At 39.4% G+C, this 17,443-nt stretch carries 14 protein-coding genes and 1 pseudogene; 5 read left to right on the top strand and 10 right to left on the bottom strand.

From position 1 onward, the window contains the following. Window positions 1-217 precede the first annotated feature (217 nt). The gene (locus tag IIC38_01180) at window positions 218-991 is read right to left on the bottom strand and encodes a hypothetical protein (GenBank protein MCH8124568.1); all 774 of its coding nucleotides are present in this window, start codon (window positions 989-991) and stop codon (window positions 218-220) included. A 230-nt stretch (window positions 992-1,221) separates the two neighbouring features. Between IIC38_01180 and IIC38_01175 the strand changes: the two genes are divergently transcribed. Together IIC38_01175 and IIC38_01170 are read left to right on the top strand one after the other, a co-directional pair. Continuing rightward, window positions 1,222-2,193, top strand: coding sequence for a cysteine synthase family protein (locus tag IIC38_01175; protein ID MCH8124567.1), 972 nt, complete (start codon window positions 1,222-1,224; stop codon window positions 2,191-2,193). Between the two features lie 126 nt (window positions 2,194-2,319). After that, window positions 2,320-3,480: a PLP-dependent transferase gene (locus tag IIC38_01170; GenBank protein ID MCH8124566.1), complete on the top strand. Its 1,161-nt coding sequence runs from the start codon at window positions 2,320-2,322 to the stop codon at window positions 3,478-3,480. Here the strand turns inward: IIC38_01170 and IIC38_01165 are convergent. The 8 genes and pseudogenes from IIC38_01165 to IIC38_01130 form a co-directional block, all read right to left on the bottom strand. Then, window positions 3,477-3,881, bottom strand: a complete 405-nt coding sequence (locus tag IIC38_01165) for a hypothetical protein (GenBank protein MCH8124565.1) — start codon at window positions 3,879-3,881, stop codon at window positions 3,477-3,479. The genes IIC38_01170 and IIC38_01165 overlap by 4 nt on opposite strands. 252 nt (window positions 3,882-4,133) lie before the next feature. Further along, the gene (locus IIC38_01160) at window positions 4,134-5,264 is read right to left on the bottom strand and encodes an ABC transporter permease (GenBank protein MCH8124564.1); all 1,131 of its coding nucleotides are present in this window, start codon (window positions 5,262-5,264) and stop codon (window positions 4,134-4,136) included. 108 nt (window positions 5,265-5,372) lie between these two features. Continuing rightward, complete coding sequence (locus IIC38_01155) at window positions 5,373-6,101, bottom strand: ATP-binding cassette domain-containing protein (protein MCH8124563.1); 729 nt, start codon at window positions 6,099-6,101, stop codon at window positions 5,373-5,375. Window positions 6,102-6,622: 521 nt separating this feature from the next. Beyond that, window positions 6,623-7,162, bottom strand: coding sequence for an inosine/xanthosine triphosphatase (yjjX, locus tag IIC38_01150; protein ID MCH8124562.1), 540 nt, complete (start codon window positions 7,160-7,162; stop codon window positions 6,623-6,625). 10 nt (window positions 7,163-7,172) lie between these two features. After that, a pseudogene (locus IIC38_01145) lies at window positions 7,173-7,536 on the bottom strand (DUF5615 family PIN-like protein). 284 nt (window positions 7,537-7,820) lie between these two features. Next, on the bottom strand, window positions 7,821-9,488 hold the full coding sequence (locus IIC38_01140) for a SpoIIE family protein phosphatase (GenBank protein ID MCH8124561.1): 1,668 nt from the start codon (window positions 9,486-9,488) through the stop codon (window positions 7,821-7,823). 29 nt (window positions 9,489-9,517) lie between these two features. Continuing rightward, on the bottom strand, window positions 9,518-10,498 hold the full coding sequence (locus IIC38_01135) for an amidohydrolase (GenBank protein MCH8124560.1): 981 nt from the start codon (window positions 10,496-10,498) through the stop codon (window positions 9,518-9,520). Continuing rightward, complete coding sequence (locus IIC38_01130; protein ID MCH8124559.1) at window positions 10,485-11,831, bottom strand: amino acid permease; 1,347 nt, start codon at window positions 11,829-11,831, stop codon at window positions 10,485-10,487. Before IIC38_01130 ends, IIC38_01135 begins: the two co-directional genes overlap by 14 nt. A 353-nt stretch (window positions 11,832-12,184) precedes the next feature. Between IIC38_01130 and IIC38_01125 the strand changes: the two genes are divergently transcribed. Beyond that, window positions 12,185-12,382, top strand: coding sequence for a hypothetical protein (locus tag IIC38_01125; protein ID MCH8124558.1), 198 nt, complete (start codon window positions 12,185-12,187; stop codon window positions 12,380-12,382). Window positions 12,383-12,867: 485 nt separating this feature from the next. On the opposite strand, the gene IIC38_01120 is transcribed toward IIC38_01125, so the two are convergent. Beyond that, window positions 12,868-13,422 (bottom strand): cupin domain-containing protein, encoded by a 555-nt coding sequence (locus IIC38_01120; GenBank protein MCH8124557.1) that lies wholly within the window; start codon window positions 13,420-13,422, stop codon window positions 12,868-12,870. A 607-nt stretch (window positions 13,423-14,029) separates the two neighbouring features. Here IIC38_01120 and IIC38_01115 point away from each other — a divergent pair. Beyond that, window positions 14,030-15,940 (top strand): hypothetical protein, encoded by a 1,911-nt coding sequence (locus IIC38_01115; protein MCH8124556.1) that lies wholly within the window; start codon window positions 14,030-14,032, stop codon window positions 15,938-15,940. 48 nt (window positions 15,941-15,988) lie between these two features. Further along, window positions 15,989-17,428 (top strand): hypothetical protein, encoded by a 1,440-nt coding sequence (locus IIC38_01110; GenBank protein ID MCH8124555.1) that lies wholly within the window; start codon window positions 15,989-15,991, stop codon window positions 17,426-17,428. Window positions 17,429-17,443 lie beyond the last annotated feature (15 nt).

Raw genomic sequence — 17,443 nt, 5'->3', positions numbered from 1 at the left:
TCAAATTCAAATTGAGCGTTTGAAGAAGCTCTATGTCTGTTCATTTGAATCCGTTAATATATGGTTTCAAAAGTAAGGACACAAGTAGATTATTACATTTTCTTAAAATAATTGGAGACAGTGCTATTGTGCAATGTTAATTTACTATGGGAAAAATCATAACCGCCCCTACATTACTTAGGATTATTAACGAGCTATCGCTAAATAATGTTTTTTTCTAAAACGCTATTACTACTCCAATCTTTAGCATCATAATATCTGTCTTGGATTCGCGAGCATCATAAGTTACAATGCCATCGTCAATCGTTATCGATCCTTTAGTCAAATATTCCGCTTCTCCGCCTTTCCTATAGCTTAATCCCAGGTTGATATAAACAGAGCTCACTTTATTGTCATCATCATCAGACCTGGTCCGTCCCTGGTTTTTGTTCTGTTGATAAACCCTAAACATAAAACCGCCGCCTACCCCATAACTAAACGACACATCTTCCAAATTCTTGGATGAGGCAATGTCCTCATCAAATGCATCAACATCTTTTATGGATGTTTCTGTGAAAAGATAATTCAAGCCAAATAAACCTTCTACATATGGTAATACAGCGCCAGCGATGGGAACAACCCTGAAGTAAAGATTAATCGGCACAATATTATTGCTTCTTGTTACTTCAACCGTAACATCCGGAATGGTTAAGCTAAAAGGCTCACGCCGGGTTTCCTGTCCATAAATTAAAAATCCTCCGCTCAAGCCGATAGCAAAAGGACTTTGGGGAAATGTATAATCAAAATTGACATTGAGACCATACCCGTTGTTTTCAACATTATCGGCAAATTCAGATTGTGGAAATCCCATTAGAAAAGCAACACCAAATTTGATATTGCCGCCCTCATTAGGAGTTGCTCCAAGCTCAGTTTGGAATTGAATAGACAAACAAAAAATTAGAATCAAATAAATTGAATTTTTTACAGACTGGAGAGATTTTCTGGGATTCATATCAAATATCCTAAAATTTATCATGGTTTTTTTTAAAAGTAAACCTAAGTGTCATGAAAAGCAACGAGATTTTGTCGAATATCTTTTTGAATTAAATGACTAAACTCAATAATCCTCAATTTCGTTCAATTCAAGATTCAAAAAAAGCTATTAAAATTATTTATACTTGATAATATCCTGAAAATCTCGATAATATTAAATGCCCTTAAAATTTATAAAAAGGAATATATTTGGAAATTAAAAAAGATGTCCTGGAACATATCGGTAATACACCACTTGTAGAAATTCAAAAAATAACTAAGAATCTATCAAGTAAAATATTTGCTAAAGTCGAATATGTGAATCCATCCGGAAGTATAAAGGATCGCATGGCAATCTATATGATAGAAGATGCCGAAAAACACGGACTTCTTAAACCCGGAGGAACAATCGTAGAGAATTCATCCGGCAATACCGGCAGTGCTCTGGCAATGATCGCAGCGGTGAAAGGATACAAATGCATCATCACAATGCCGGATAAAATGAGTGATGAAAAGAAGAATCTTATGCAGGCATTTGGTGCTGAAGTCGTTGTTACTCCAACAGATGTTCCCGCGGATTCACCGGAAAGTTATTATAGTGTTGCGAGGAGAATCGCGCAGGAAACTCCCAATTCCTATTACCCGGATCAATACAACAATCCCAAAAATATCGATGCTCATTATTACTCCACAGGGCCCGAAATCTGGCAACAAACCGATGGAAATCTAGATATCTTAGTTGCTGGAATTGGTACTGGTGGAACTTTGAGTGGAGCAGGACGCTTTTTAAAAGAAAAGAATCCTGAGATTCAGATTATTGCCGTAGATCCAATTGGCTCAGTATTTTATGATTATTTTAAAACCGGCACACTTCCGCAACCGCATGTCTATCAAGTAGAAGGAATTGGCGAGGATTACCTGGTGAAGGCAGTTGATTTTGAAGTGATTGATGACATTATTCAAGTGAATGATAAGTGTTCCTTTCAAATGACAAGAAGGTTGTCGAGTGAAGAAGGATTGTTTGCAGGTGGTTCAAGTGGCAGTAATCTTTGGGCGGCAATTGAGGTTGCAAAAAAATCAGCAGAGCCAAAGAATATTGTGGTCATCCTGCCGGATTCAGGGAATCGTTATTTAAGTAAAATATACAATGACAATTGGATGCAAACAAACGGCTATATGTAATGTTTCCATCCAACCTCATAAAAAATCCACATACCTATTTTAATTGAAACTACTGTTTTTGATAACCAAATCTCTCACAATTTATAACTATAAATTGTGCCATATGTATTTATTGAAGGTGATCCCATGAAATTCGAGACTCGAGCAATTCATATTGGTGAAGAACCCAATTTTCGTGATGGGGGCACCGGGGATGTTGCCATTCCGATCCATTTAAGTTCAACGTTCGCCAGGAAAGAGGTCGACAAACCTACTGCCGGATATGAATATAGCCGAACGGATAATCCCACTCGCACCGCATTACAGTTGAGACTCGCAGCTCTGGAAAATGCTAAATACGGATTGGCTTTTTCATCGGGATTGGGTGCGGAAACTGCGATTTTGTTAAGCTTAACAAAATCAGGCGATCATATTGTTGCATTCGATGATCTTTACGGAGGTACACGACGATTATTAACCCAGGTTTTTCAAGACAAATTCAATATCGAATCAACCTTTGTAGACGCTCGTAATCCTGATGAAGTAGCCAATGCTATCCAACCCAATACCAAATTAATCTGGCTGGAAACACCGACCAATCCTTTACTCAAAATCTGCGATATCCAAAAGATTTCGGAAATAGCCAAACAAAATGACATCATAGTCGTGGTTGATAACACTTTTGTGAGCTCATATTTTCAACAGCCACTTGCCCTTGGCGCTACCATTTCGTTGCACAGTACTACCAAATATCTGAATGGCCATTGTGATTCGGTCGGAGGTGCAATTATGCTTTCGGATGATAAAATCCACCAAAAATTGAAGTTCATGCAAAATGCTGCAGGTTTCGTGTTATCTCCATTTGACAGCTATTTAATTTTACGCGGACTAAAAACCCTGGCGATTCGCATGCGCCAGCATGAAAAAAACGCATTAACTATTGCCAGGTTTCTGCAATCACATCCAAAAGTATTGAAGGTTTTTTACCCGGGCTTGGAAAACCATCCCCAATATGAACTAGCGAAAACACAAATGAACGGATTTGGCGGAATGCTTTCTTTCGAATTGGATGGCGATTTGCAAATGGCTAAAACATTTGTGGAAAGTTTGCATTATCATGCCATTGCAGAAAGTTTGGGCGGTGTCGAATCACTTATCGAACTTCCTGCCCTGATGACACATGCGTCGATTCCAACGGATGAGAGAAAAAGAATCGGTTTAAACGATGGGCTAATTCGTATTTCGGTTGGAATTGAAGATGTTGAAGACTTAATCAATGACCTGGAGCGTGGATTTAATAGAATCTAGGGATTCGTTTTTTTAGTGAGCGCTTCCTTAGCGGGCTGACTTTTTAATAAATAAACCACGGTTACCGCACCAATAAAAGTCCCGACCGGTATTCCAGGCAGCATTAAAATTCCAAAGATAACTCCGGCATTCCACGCCCAACTCTTTAATGTCCATAAGCCAAAACCAACAATTGCGCTTGCACCGCCATAGAATAATGTAGCCAATATTTCAAATGTCGTTAGAAGAACACCAAAGTTTAATTGATCCGTATATTCTTCTGCTCTTGTCCACATTCCAAAGACGCCGGCGGTAAAGCCAAATGCACTAATTAAATTATAAACTGCAAAAAAGATATACCAAATGGCGATAATGGTTAGGCCGCTTGGGCGTTCCTGTTTTTTTTGATTTGAGATTCCCACTAGTTTTCCTAAAACTGTTTTAAAAAATCAACCAGGTTAAATCCTGAGTTATATCAATAATAATATTGAAATTTAACTAGATATCTACTACTAAATCTAACCAAACTAAGCCAATTTTCTGTAACTTCATCTTTTTGTTTGCCGTTTCACATTTTATTACTTTTCATTGTACCTTTGTTACTTTGTGCCTTTGTCACCTTGTAAATTATTATTTATTATGGATTACATCCTTTCAAAAGGATGCATTCCTTTTCAGTTTCTAAACAAAACTGTCTCTTTATTATATAATTTAATCGAGCCCCAGAGAAACAATGAAAATAAAACTAAATTGGATAAAATGGGCAGCAAAAGATCGATCCATGAAAGAGAATTGAGAAAAGAATCCCTCATCGCCAAAACATTGCCCAAAATTGGAATGGCATACACCTTCGTGCTAAAATTTGAACTTGACATCGAAAACACCGCTAAAACAATCGAAATGTAAATCAATGGCGACGTGTAAATTCCGGCTTCCCTGGAGTTTCTGGCCAAAGTTCCTAAGAACATAATTACCGAAGATACAAACAAGGCAACCGACATAATATTGACCAGCAATTCGCCCATTTGTGCTAAAGACATTGAATACCGAACATCGGAGAGCGAGCTGGAAATCGAAAATCCGAAATTTGCAAATAACACCATCCCAATAATGAGAAGAACAGATGCAATAATCGAGAATGTCATTATGGCGAGACTCTTACCAATTACAATCGAATGACGTGGCGTTGTGGACACCAAAAGAGAAGCAATCGTATTGTGTTGTTTTTCTCCCACTGCGATATAAATTGCCCGAATGGAATTTGCCACCAATAAAATGATTACCAAATAAGGCACCAATAGTCCTAATGCAAAGGCAGATTTTTGTTCTTCATCAGAAGAATCTACCATTTCGATCAAAAAAGGATTTAATATATCAGGAGAAATTCCATTTTTTGAAAGTGCTTCCGTAACAGCTCTATCCCGCCAGTTTTCAAATCGATTACGGATTTCTAATGCCACTCTTGCGATTCTTCTGTCTATGGAATCATATTCGATTTTGTAAGTTTTGTTTTCTTTTGTTATAATCAAATAGGATTCGGATAAATCATGCATCAAATTTTCCCTGGTTAAAACTCTAACATTATCCAAATCTTGCAACAGATCAATAACTGGCGGTTCATTGACAAAAACCAAGACATCAACAGGTGTATCATCAGATCCGACAATTTTATCTAAATTTCCAATTAGTCCCATCAGAAAAGGCATCACAACCAAAGACACAATTACCACACCCAAAATCAACCTACGATCCCGGAACATCACTTTCATCTCTCTTGAATAAACCAGAATTGCTTTATTTCTCATTTTAATTTATATAACCCTGTCTCATGTCTCATGTCTATTTGCCTTTTGCCCTTTGTCTTTTTCCTTTTTACTTTTTACTTTTTACTTTTTACTTTTGCTGCCCCACGCTCAATCCACAATAGAAAAGAAAATTTCTTCAATATCTGTTTTTCCGGTTTTTTGACGCAGCTCAGTAAGCGTGCCATTTTCTACAATTTTTCCTTTATGAATAATGGCAATCCTGTCGGCCAATCTTTCGGCTTCCCATAAAATATGGGTCGAAAACAAAATGGTTTTGCCATCATCTCTCAAGAGCCTGATATAATCCGTCACATTTTTTGCAGTCAATAAATCAAGTCCGGCGGTTGGTTCATCGAATATGAGAATTTGAGGATTAGTCACCAGTGCTCGCATAATGACAGTCTTTTGTTTCATGCCTGAAGAAAAATTATCCGTACGATGATCGCAAAAGTCTTTCATGCGGAGCAATTGGAAAATGTATTCAAGATTCTTTTCGATTTGTTCATCTGTAAGATCATTCAACCTGCCAAAGAATAACCCGATTTCCCTAGGTGTCATTTTTTCATAAACACCGGTTTCATAGGAGACAACTCCAATGAGTTTGCGTATATCTTCTTTATTGTTCTTAATTGAAAATTGTTGAATATGTGCTTCACCGGAAGTGGGTTCGATTAGGGTAGATAAAATTCGTAAAGTCGTGGTTTTGCCTGCACCGTTTGGCCCCAATAATGCGAAAATCTCCCCTTGCCCAATACTAAACGACACATCATTTAAGGCCCAAACATCTCCTTTTTTTCGATCCTTGAAAACTTTACTTAAGTTCTTGACTTCAATCATACCACAATCTCTTGGTTTGTCATCTCTGCTCAAATCAATGCAGTCTCCTGTTGCATGATCTTCGCAAATTTACCCCATTCCATCTTATGGCCATAAGTCGTTTTTGCCGGAAACCACACCAACGATCCTTTTGAAATTTGTAATGTTCCCATCAAAGTTCCGTTTTCTCTGAAATTCAACATCTGCGCGAGCCAGACTGCGAGGTGGGATACTGAATTACACCTGGTCTGCCATTTTCACCTCCTGATATTTCGATAGAACTGAATTCGTTTCTTAATTAGTGTCTGAACGAAAACTCGACAACTAGTGTTATTCCGGTAATCTTCCCTGCTAAAAACATGCAGGGACAAGCTTGAGCCGAAATCTAATCATTTCAAGCAGGTAGATTCCCGCTAAAAGCATGCGGGAATGACAGAATGGATGCTTTTCGTTCAGACACTAATTAATAAATTTTAAATATCTATAAAAAGAACATCATTGCCAATAATAAATTCTAATTTCGAATTTCAGAAAATAACCGATTACTTGGAATTGAAAAGACCTGGATTTAAAAATGGGATGAGAGCCATATGTAATCCCTGGACATAAATATTCTTGCGATCCAAAACACCCTGTGTTAAATATCCAATTGCCCCTTGTTTTTGTTTTGTGTTTTTCAATCCGGTGAGATCATCTATAACGTCACCGAGTTCTTCACCGTTCAGTAAACGCTCGACAATGACCATAGGAAGTTCAAACTGGGGAGAGGTGCCAAATCCAATTTTGCCTTCCCGATCCATAATACACATGCAACCGAAAGCAAACCATTTTGAAAAGATTTCCTGAATACCTCCTTCGATTCCAACAAAAAATCGGGCTTTAAGATTTTGTTCAGTATCTATTTTTTGTAATGCTTTTGCACGATTTTGGGCGCCAAGGAAGGTATCCGAATCTACCGGTTGACCCGCAACATTTGAAAAAACCTCAATACCACTAACCGTTATATCCGGAAAATAGGTTGAGAAGGAAATTTTTACAGCATCAATTTTTACCGGATTGAGAGAACCGACTAAGATATTCACTTTTAATAGATCAAAGTTTATTCATTGGTAATTTTGTCATTCTTATGCGGTTTTCTTCTATAACAGAAAAATGTCCACCCCAATCAGTTCGACTTTTTAAGATAGAAACTGCAGTTTGTGCAATTTTAGACGGTGATGAGGGAATAATTCGAAATAAAATAATACTTGGTGAAGCTTTTAATTTTTTATTAAAAACTAATTCGCCAAAATCTTTATCAAAAGTAATCAAAATACGATTTTCATTTACTGCAATATCTAAAACTTCAGCATCTGTAATACCTGGTGCTATCTCTTATCCAGGCAACATCGTATCCTACTGATCGGAGCTCATGAACTACCCCGCCAGGAATATTTTCGTTTGCTAAGATCTTCATCACTAATTCTCTACAGGATATACTTTTTCAGCATGCAATATTTTACTCGCATATGCAAGACAGGCTCATAGACCCCCGATAAAAGCACTCGGGCGTGACATTTTTGGAGTTCTCGGACAGGCTGAAAACATTAGAGGATGACATTTTGGGTAGTACGCGGGCACCCTGAAAGCATTCGGGAACGACACTCTGCAGCATCCTGTACGACGGGATGACATTGGATGTTAAGCTTAAAAACATGGTTCATGAATTATCCAGGTTAATAATAAAATATTTATAGAAATCTATAATATCTTCGCCACCACGCAAGTAAAATCATCACTTTGCGGGGCGCCAGAGACATGTTTCTTTACATCTTCCTCGATTTCATTTATAATCTCAGTTGCTGGTTTATGTTGATTTCTATTAACCACATCAATCAAACGAGCCTCACCATATTCTTCATCTTGTTTGTTCAGCGCTTCTGTGACACCATCCGTGAAAAATACCAATACATCGTGCAGTTGCATATCGATTTCTTCTGTTTCAAAAAGGAACTCCATAATTCCTAAAATAATACCGCCCGTGTTTAATTCTATTGGTTTCTTATCCTTTTTATGAAAAATATAGGGTGGATTATGACCGGCATTTAAACTGATCAATTTCTTCTTGGTATGATCATATAAACCAAACCAGCAGGTTGCATATTTATCAAGAGGCGTTGAACTGATCAATGCTTTATTCAAACTTGTTACTAAAGAAAGGAGATCAAATTCTTCTTTTCGTAGATCGAGATAGGTTTCAAGGCATGAATATATTGTAGAAACGATAAGAGCTGCAGGAATCCCTTTTCCACTAACATCAGAAATGAAAAGCAAACTTTGATGGTCATTGATTTTTATTACATTGTAATAATCACCGCCTATTAATCGAGCCGGTATTAATCGAGTTGCTATATCCAAATCATCAAATTCCGGAAGTGATGATGGCAGTAATTGGTTTTGTATTTCCCTTGCGGTTTGTAATTCACGCTCTAATGCCTCTGCTTCTATCTGCGATTCGATCAATTGCGCATTTTCTATTGAAATTGCACACTGAGATGCAAGAGTCGAGAAGATGCGTAAATCAGATTCTGTAAATACTTTGCCATCTATTTTATTGATCACCTGAATGACCCCGAGTAATTTCTCTTTTCTAACCAACGGGACGCAAATCATTGAACGTGTATGGAAATCGCTTTTTAGATCAAATTCGCGATTAAACCTGGGATCTTGATAGCAATCTTCGATCAATTGCGATTCCTGGTTTTTTGCCACCCACCCGGCGATCCCCTCTCCCATTGATACACTGTATTTTTTAACCAGCATTCCTTTCGATCCGGTTGCAACCTGGAAATGCAACTGCTCATCTTCAGGATCATACAGTAATAGAGAACTGGCTTCGGCGTTCATTACAGTTTTACAGCTCTCCATAATTTCTGTAAGTAACTTACCCAGAGGCTTTTTCTCTGAAATTTTAAGCGAGACCTCGTAAACCAGGTTCATTTCATCCAACAAATGTCGAAGTTCGAGTAAGGTTTTTCTATTTTTCTGTTTTTTTAGATAGATTTGTAACGCATCATCGATAATCTCTTCTATTGCAAATTTATCGTATGGTTTTATGATGAATTTGTGAACCTGGTAGGTATTTAACGCAGTTATTACTTGATCGGCATTTCTGAAATGGGTCAAAATCACTTTGATTAAATCCGGATTAGAATTATTTAAACTTTCGAAAAACTCAATCCCGGTTGTACTCGGTAACTCCTGTTCGGAAATCATCAGTTGAATATCAGTCAGTTTTAAGATTTCCCTAGCTTCATCAGGATCATCCACAGTGGTGATATTGTAATCGTTTTCGAATTGTGCTTTAAACAGTTCCAGATCTGTTTGTGAAGTATCGATGTAAAGTATGTTAAATTTACTTTCGGTCATAATTTATTTGCTGATGACTTTCTACAGTTTTATAAGCCCAGGAGTCTCTCTGTATTGTTCCATAAAATATCCTCTTTGGCTTTAGATGAAATCTTCAAATCGTTAATACTTTGAAGCATTTGTTCCAGGCTTCCTATTTTATGGGGGTAATCACTGCCTGCCAATATATGATCCGTTCCGGCAAAATCGATCGCAAGTTGCAAGGCTTTGGTGTCAAAATTAACGGTATCAAAATAAAAATTTTTCAAGTACTCACTAGGTGGTTTGCTGATATTCTGCCGGCACTCTTTAAATGCATAAAAACCACGGTCGAGTCTTTCTGCAAGATATGGAATTGCACCGCCTAAATGCGCCAACACCCAGCGAATTTCGGGGAATCGTTCAATAACACCGCTGAACACTAATTTCGCGGCAGCTAAAGTCGTATCAAAAGTAAAGCCAATTAATGGCATAAGCCAATAATCCAACATTGCCTCTACACCCACAGGATGTATTGGATGAATATAGAATACTGTTTTTGCTTCATTCGCACTTTCATACAAAGGCCAATAGCGGTCATCACTTAAAGCAGTCCCGTTTACGTTGCTAAACAACATACAACCCGCGAAACCAAGTTCTTTGGTTGCTCTCTCGAATTCTTTTACCGAAGCTTGTGGATTATTTAATGGCAGTGTAGCTAGCGCGGTGAAACAGTGAGATTTTTCATCTTTAATTCTGGCTAACATATTGTTTACCAACATGGCCAGTTCAATAGAGAAATCGTTTTTTTCAATGTGGGTTCCCGGTGAGGTAAAGGTTAATACTTGTTTATCAATTTTCTCTTTTTCAAGGACAGTCTCTCTAAATGCAATGTCTCTATGCCCTGGAACAACCACATTGTAGTCACCCGGATAATGGAGCAATGGGTTATTCTCGGAATCGAATGTGACTTTGATGGTACTTGAACCCTCTTGTAAAGCTCGCAGGTATTCCGGGGGATAATAGTGATTATGGAAGTCAATTACTTTCATGGTTCTCCTCCTTTGTCATTCCGGTCTTCGCCCAAAAATGATAAACAGGTAAGCCAATCAAAACGAGCGACAAACCGAATAAACACTCGGTTAAATCCGAATAAATTTGATTCGCAACAATTGCAAATGCCGATAGAATAAATATCACCGGAACAACGGGATATCCCCATACTGAATAATCTCTTTTTAGATCTGATCTTTTTCGCAAGACAAATAAACCGATCGCCATAAGACCGAAAAATATCCACTCTGTATAGATCACCCTGGTGAAAAGAACTCGATAGGTTCCGGTACTAACCAGTATTGATGACCAGATGGCTTGAATGAGAATAGATCGATGCGGCGTTCGATATTTGGGATGGATTTCTCCCATCCACTTAAAAACCAGACCATCCCGGGCCATTGCGTAATAGACACGGGGTCCTGCTAAAATAATTCCGCTTAGCGCACCAAATGTTGAAAAAACAACCAATCCCGACATGACTGCACCACCACCACTTCCGATAACGGCATCCGCAGCATCGGCTGCCACCCGCGTGGAGGAAGCCACAACCTCTAATGGAAGGACATACATGTACACTGCATTTAAAGCGATATAACAAAAGATTACAATGGCTGTCCCTAGTATTAATGCCCGTGGAATTGTTTTTCGCGGTTGAATGGTTTCTCCAGCATTATAGGATACCATGTGCCACCCACCAAAAGCAAAAAGACCGGCTACCAATGCCAAACCGAAATCGCCAAATCCCACCGAAAAAGTTAGCATTTCTTCTGTTTGATAATTTGTCGTCAAACCTGACCCAAGTGAAAAACCCAAAATAATAATTGCAAGAATCGCAACCAATTTCCCGAAAGTAAAAAGTGTCTGCAGCATACTACCATGTTTCACACCAATATAATTGATGAAAGAAAGAGCAATAATAACTATTATCGCTACCGCTTTAATGGCTAGGGGATCCAAAGGTATGAAATAAGCAACATAGCGTGCGAAAACTACGGCGATAACTGCGATAATTCCGGAATGCATTACCCAAAACATTGCCCAGCCCCACAAAAATCCAAGAGCAGGTGAAAATGCTTCTTTTAAATAAATATAGACACCCCCACTACGGCTAAAGATGGAAGCTAATTCGGCGCACACCAAAGCGCCAAACATTGTGAGCACCCCTGAAATAATCCAAACCAGGAAAATTCCAAGTAGCGAAGGAACCAGAGTGGTTATCTCCGATGGCTGAACGAAAATAGATGCTCCTATAATCGTTCCCACAACCATTGCAGTAGCATGGGGTAAACCAATCGCTTTTTTCAAAGAAGCACTTTCGCCACGTTCCATTTTATATTTATGAGTTCCTTCTGGATTTTTATTAAGACTTGGAGTAATTATAAATAGATTATTTTAGATTTTGGACAAGGTAGGTGTTTTTTTTTGGAAAGTCAAGCCATGCAACTTTACTAAGCTCAACTCGATATATTTTCTTGACAATTCTTCTTAAGATTCTACATTACTAATTTTATAATTTTTGAAAATGAGAGACAAAATGGGACAATTTAATTTTCCTCGCCAGTTAATTTTCATTATAGCTTTTTCAATATTAGGTTGTGACAAGAATCCATCAACACCAATGATTTAATCGAATTTATGAATTTTAACTATTTTCGCAGGTCGTTCAGGTTAATACTGCCTATTTGGCTAGTCTGGCGGGCGCTCCCCCTCTCATACAGGTTTGTCAGCCCAAAAAGCAAGATGATGGCAATTATCATAGTACCTGGAATGCTGTAGGTGGTAGTGGAGATGGGATCACTTATCTCCTTGCCATCCGTTCAACAAGTACCCCATGTACGATAGCCTTTTGGATGCAGGCAGCAAAACGAATATTGATCTGACTAATATTTCTTCTCCAACTTTGATTAGTGTTGCAGCGAAAAGCTCGAATCTAGATGAAAGTTTATTTTCACTTGAAGTTCTATTATCCCAGTGATGAATTAGTGATAATAATCAACTCAATTGTCATTTCGAGGCAGCGTCGTGAGCGTAGTCGAACGGAGTTTACGACGAGAAATCTTAATTAACCTGGATTATTCGCAAATCCTACGCTTTTAGCAGGCTATCTGAGAACTACCAATATGTCATCCCCGAATACTTTTATCGGGGATATTTTTACGTTATCAACCACAGAGTGAACTCCTGCTTTAAGCATTCAGAAGCAATAAAACCCGGTTCTCGGATAGCCTGGATACTTTACTTCATGATCGCAATTTTTGAAAACTTTGCTTATACAAGCAATTCATGAATAAAGCAAGTTAACTACTTAGTTAGAATCAAACGGATCGAGCAGTTTTCCAATAATTGTTTATCTGAAGCCTGGCCTCTAATAATTTGGCGGTGATATTATGGCAAGCACTTCAACATCCTGATTAGTCGGATTTCTTATGATATGCCTGATTTCTCCCCGAAAATGAATACTATCGCCTTCTTCGAGAGTGTAACTTGTGTCATTTAATTGAACTTCAATTTTTCCTTTGATTACATAAATCAACTCTTCTCCAGGATGCTGATAACCACCCGGAATATTTTCAGCGCCCGGAGGAGGATGTGCGATGATCGCTTTTATTTTCGAATCGGTTATCCCTGTCGTAATATTTTCAATAAAGACGTTATTCTTCCGGTCTATTAACTGCTGGCGGTCATTTTTTCGAACCAGCGAAATCGTTTTATTATCTTTCTTTTCAAAAAATATACTAGCCTCCGTATCTAATGCTGATACAATTTTCATAAGGGTCGGGACAGTCGGAGCCGTAAGGTTGCGTTCAATTTCAGAAATCTGTGTTGCAGAAACACCGGAAAGACCAGAGAGCTGTCGTAATGTTAATTTTTTTCCAGATCGTAACTTTTTTACTCTAACACCTATATTTAAATTTGTCATGACACCTTTTCCGGATTTAACATTTTTCGAGGTATACGAACAAATGAGCCAAATTTTTAAGACCCTTATTGTAATATTTCTTGAACGAGAATGCAATGAAGAAACAAATATTTTCTGTAGATCATAAATTTTTGGAACATTACTAAACACAGAACTTGGAACATTACTAAACACAGAACCGTAATCAAATTCACCTCAGTGCAAATATGGATTTAAGGTTGCATATTGTAAGATATGATGTGCTTTGTTAGATATATTAATAAAAAAATTTGATAATTGAAATTTTTTTCTTGACAATCATGTTTTAATTTTCTACAATAACTACAATAAGTTAATAATTGAAATAAAGTTCGGAGGTGGTCATTCAAAAAAATTGCTACAAATCCTGTGAATCAATTATCATTCTTCAAAATATTCAAGTCGTATTTCAATGTTTCCTTTCCTAACAACAGAAACGTACTCTGCCCAAGTATTATTAGTTTTATGTATTGGTTGTTCTTGTAGCTGATTTTTTCGGATTTCTACTTAGTAAAATACAATTTCTAAAAGTACATTATTATAATTAACTATAATATTTATTATTCTCTAACCTTGAGGAGGGCTGCAGATGCTTAAAGAAATCTTACATGATGGTAAGAAGGCTTTCCCATTGCTCCTGGTTATAAGTTTATTGTTTCTTTGGAGCTGTGGTGACGGACCGACAAAGTTTGATGCGAAAGGAGTAAATCAAGCTCCGGAAACATCGATCACGTCAAAAATATTGAAAAAAGTGGATCTGGAAACAGATACCCTTGGGGTTGTGACTAATTTAGGAGATTTTTCTTTTACGGTAGAATATACTGGTACCGATCTGGATGGGTCAGTGGACAGTTTTGCTGTTCGCTTAGATGGCGGGGATTATTCCAACTGGACAGTCAAACAGTTTTTTTCAGGAACGATTACATTCACTTCAGCAACAGATGAACACACTGTGGAAGTCAAATCCAAAGACAACGAGGGTGCGGAAGATCCTACACCAGCGGTTGCCAAGTTGAGCCTTGCTGAGATTCTGGCAAATAAATCGCCTATTACCTCGATTGTGTCAGGCCCTGCGAATGGAGCCACTACAGGTGGAGGTGTGACTTTTGGAATATCCGGGTCTGACGAAAATGGCCAAGTAATAGAATTTGCCTATACCGTCGATGGCGGAGCCGAGACAATTATCGCGGCTGACTCAGATGGCAAAGCCAGTGTAGAATTTAGCGTTGTCCTGGGCAATGTGTTTGCGGAAGGCAATCATGTATTTGCCGTGCAATCCATCGATAATTATGGCGCTCGAGATGAGACACCAGACACTCGAAGCTTTTTTGTTGGCAGTGGGTTTTCTCCGATATTACAACAATCCACTGGTCCAACGGATGGAGGTGGCTGGTTCGCGGGAGCAGCTGCAGTTTTTACCTGGCGTGGAGAAACAGCCTATTATACCGGCGCTGTTTCTAACTACTCCTACTCTTTAAACGATGAAACCTTAAACGCCGATGGATCGTACGCATTTTCCGGCACTGAATGGTTATCCTATAGCGATCCGGTTTCTGCCAGCATCGATATGCCGGCAGGCGAACATACTGTCTTCCTGGCATTGCGAGATGCGGGTGGGGCTGTCGTCATACAATCAAACAAAATCAGTGTAGCTTTACCAACATTCGACGAGGGTTTCCTTCTTGTTAACGGCATCACCTGGGGTAGCTATGATCCCCTCCCCCATGATGGTTATGCAGCAAAGGCTTATTTTGGAGAGCTTACCGTTGGAGCTTTCTGGGATCTCTTCCCGGGACAACATGTTCCCACTACAGTCCCTGCATCAATTGGATCGGGTCCAATATCTCCGGATGTTCTGGCAAAATACTCGTCTGTGGTCTGGCTGGGTAACAATTTTCAGGGTGATCTGGCAGATTGGCAGGGAACGCCCATTTTAGCTTATCTACAAGCTGGAGGAAATGTGCTCCTTGCAACCCGAAACGGTGACAACTTTTTCGATAGTGCCTTAATTTCTTATGCCAATATTTCCGGACGGGAGGGGTTTACCTCCGGCAGGGTAAGAATAAGAGAATATATTCCGGTTTTTCCTGGACTCGTTGAGATGACACCTTTTACACGCAGTATGAGTGCAACCGCAGTATTCTCTGGGGGCGGTGGATTCTTGAATTCCAGTGACGATGGCACCGTAACCGATTGGGACGGTATGTCCAGCTACACCAAGTCTTCATTTACTCATACTATGTTATTTGCTCATCGCAGCAGCGCTACGACCATGGAAGAGGGTGGTACCTCACCATTCAGTTTTGTGCGCGGTTTAAGTGTCTGGGCACATCCGAACCTGGTATATACCAGCAGGAGTGAAGTTACGCTGCCCACACCCGGTACTGATGAAACGAAAAGTAATTTTGTATACATCGCCGGCCGAATCTATGGACAGAACTACGCCGGCGCTGCAAGTAATTTTGAATATATCCTGAGAAATTTTTTTGGAGAACTGTAAACATTTTAAAATATGATATGAAGGACTTAAATTTTAGGAGATTCTAATATGTTAAAAACAATAATTAAGAGAAGCGCTCCTTACTTCATACTATCTTTGGCGCTTTTGTTTTCCTGCGCCAAGGATGATAAAACCATAACAGCCTTTACCCAGGCGCTTATAGTCGAGATTATTGCAGGTCCCGCAGAGGGCGGAACCATATTAAATAATTCGCGCTTCTCCTTCGAATGGCGAGCACGTGGTGGGGGAGCAAGTGTAAGCTTTCAGATTCAATTATCAGGGGTTGATGCTTCACTTGTATCTACAAATGAAATATCAAAAACATATAATGGGCAGCCTTCGGGTAGTTATACATTTACGGTAACTGCAACCGGCGGAAGTGAGACAGCCACAGTCTCCAGGACATTCAATGTTGGCGCCAATACAGGACCTCCACAAGTCCTCATTTCCGGCGCCCGCGGCAGCGCCTCTTCGGGCGGCAGCGGTGCAACCCCGGCTTATGCTCCCGGTCAAACCGCAAAGTTTCAATGGAGCGGTACAGATCCGGACAAATTCGGTTCAATTACCGGCTATCGCTGGCGCAGCACAGAGGGTGGAGCTTTTGGTGAATTTGCTTTAGGAACGACAGCCGGATTCGTTGTACCTGCTGCGCCCGATACTTATACCTTTACATTGGAAGCCCAGGACAATGATGGCGAGGTCTCAACCACCGAGATAGAATATGAAGTAAAACTCCCTACTGTCCTTATTGTCGATGATAATCCCCAGGGCAGCGTCTTGGATGAAATCGATGAAGATGGTTTCTATGCCGCTATTCTCGAAGGTTTTGCCTTCGATACCTGGGATATCGCCGAGCAAGGAATCCCAGTAACTGCTGATTTAACTCCATTCCAGGTAGCTGTGTTATATGGAAGTGGATCTTCCATGTGGCACGAAATTGGCGATGCTTACCCGGAAGCTCCGGTTCAACTTTCCGAATTTGCGGATGGCGGTGGAAAGCTCTGGATTATGGGCCAGGGAATTATGGAAATCTTTTCATCTCCCGCAGGACCGGGTAATAATCACAGTAATCCGCCCGATCCAACGGAATTTGAAGTAGTCTATCTACATGTGGCTGGTGCGACAGGTGACACACTAATCGATCCCACAATAAGATGGAGCCGTGCAGGCGATTTTGACGGCGATCTTAAATTTAGTTTTGCAGATAATACATTGGGTGATCCGGTCAACTTTCCACGGGTTACTATAGACGTTCAGTCTGGTGATGTTGACGAATTCTTTCCTGGTCCAGATGCAGAAATTATTTATATCGGCAAAGGTGGTCTGCAAGATGAAATAGGGAATGTTGCATTACGCTTCCCGGTAGGCGGCACAAATACAGAAGTGGTTTTTATGACTTTTCCGTTATTTGAAAATTCCAACGTAAAAGCCAGCCTGCGCAATTCAACGGCATTGGCACAAGAAATTATGAGAGAAATGGGACAATAAAAATATCACTAAAAA

This window comes from candidate division KSB1 bacterium (genome assembly GCA_022566355.1).
Lineage (GTDB): Bacteria > Zhuqueibacterota > JdFR-76 > JdFR-76 > DREG01 > JADFJB01.
The sequence above is the reverse complement of the archived record's forward strand: the minus strand, read 5'-3'. Positions and strand labels throughout refer to the sequence as shown.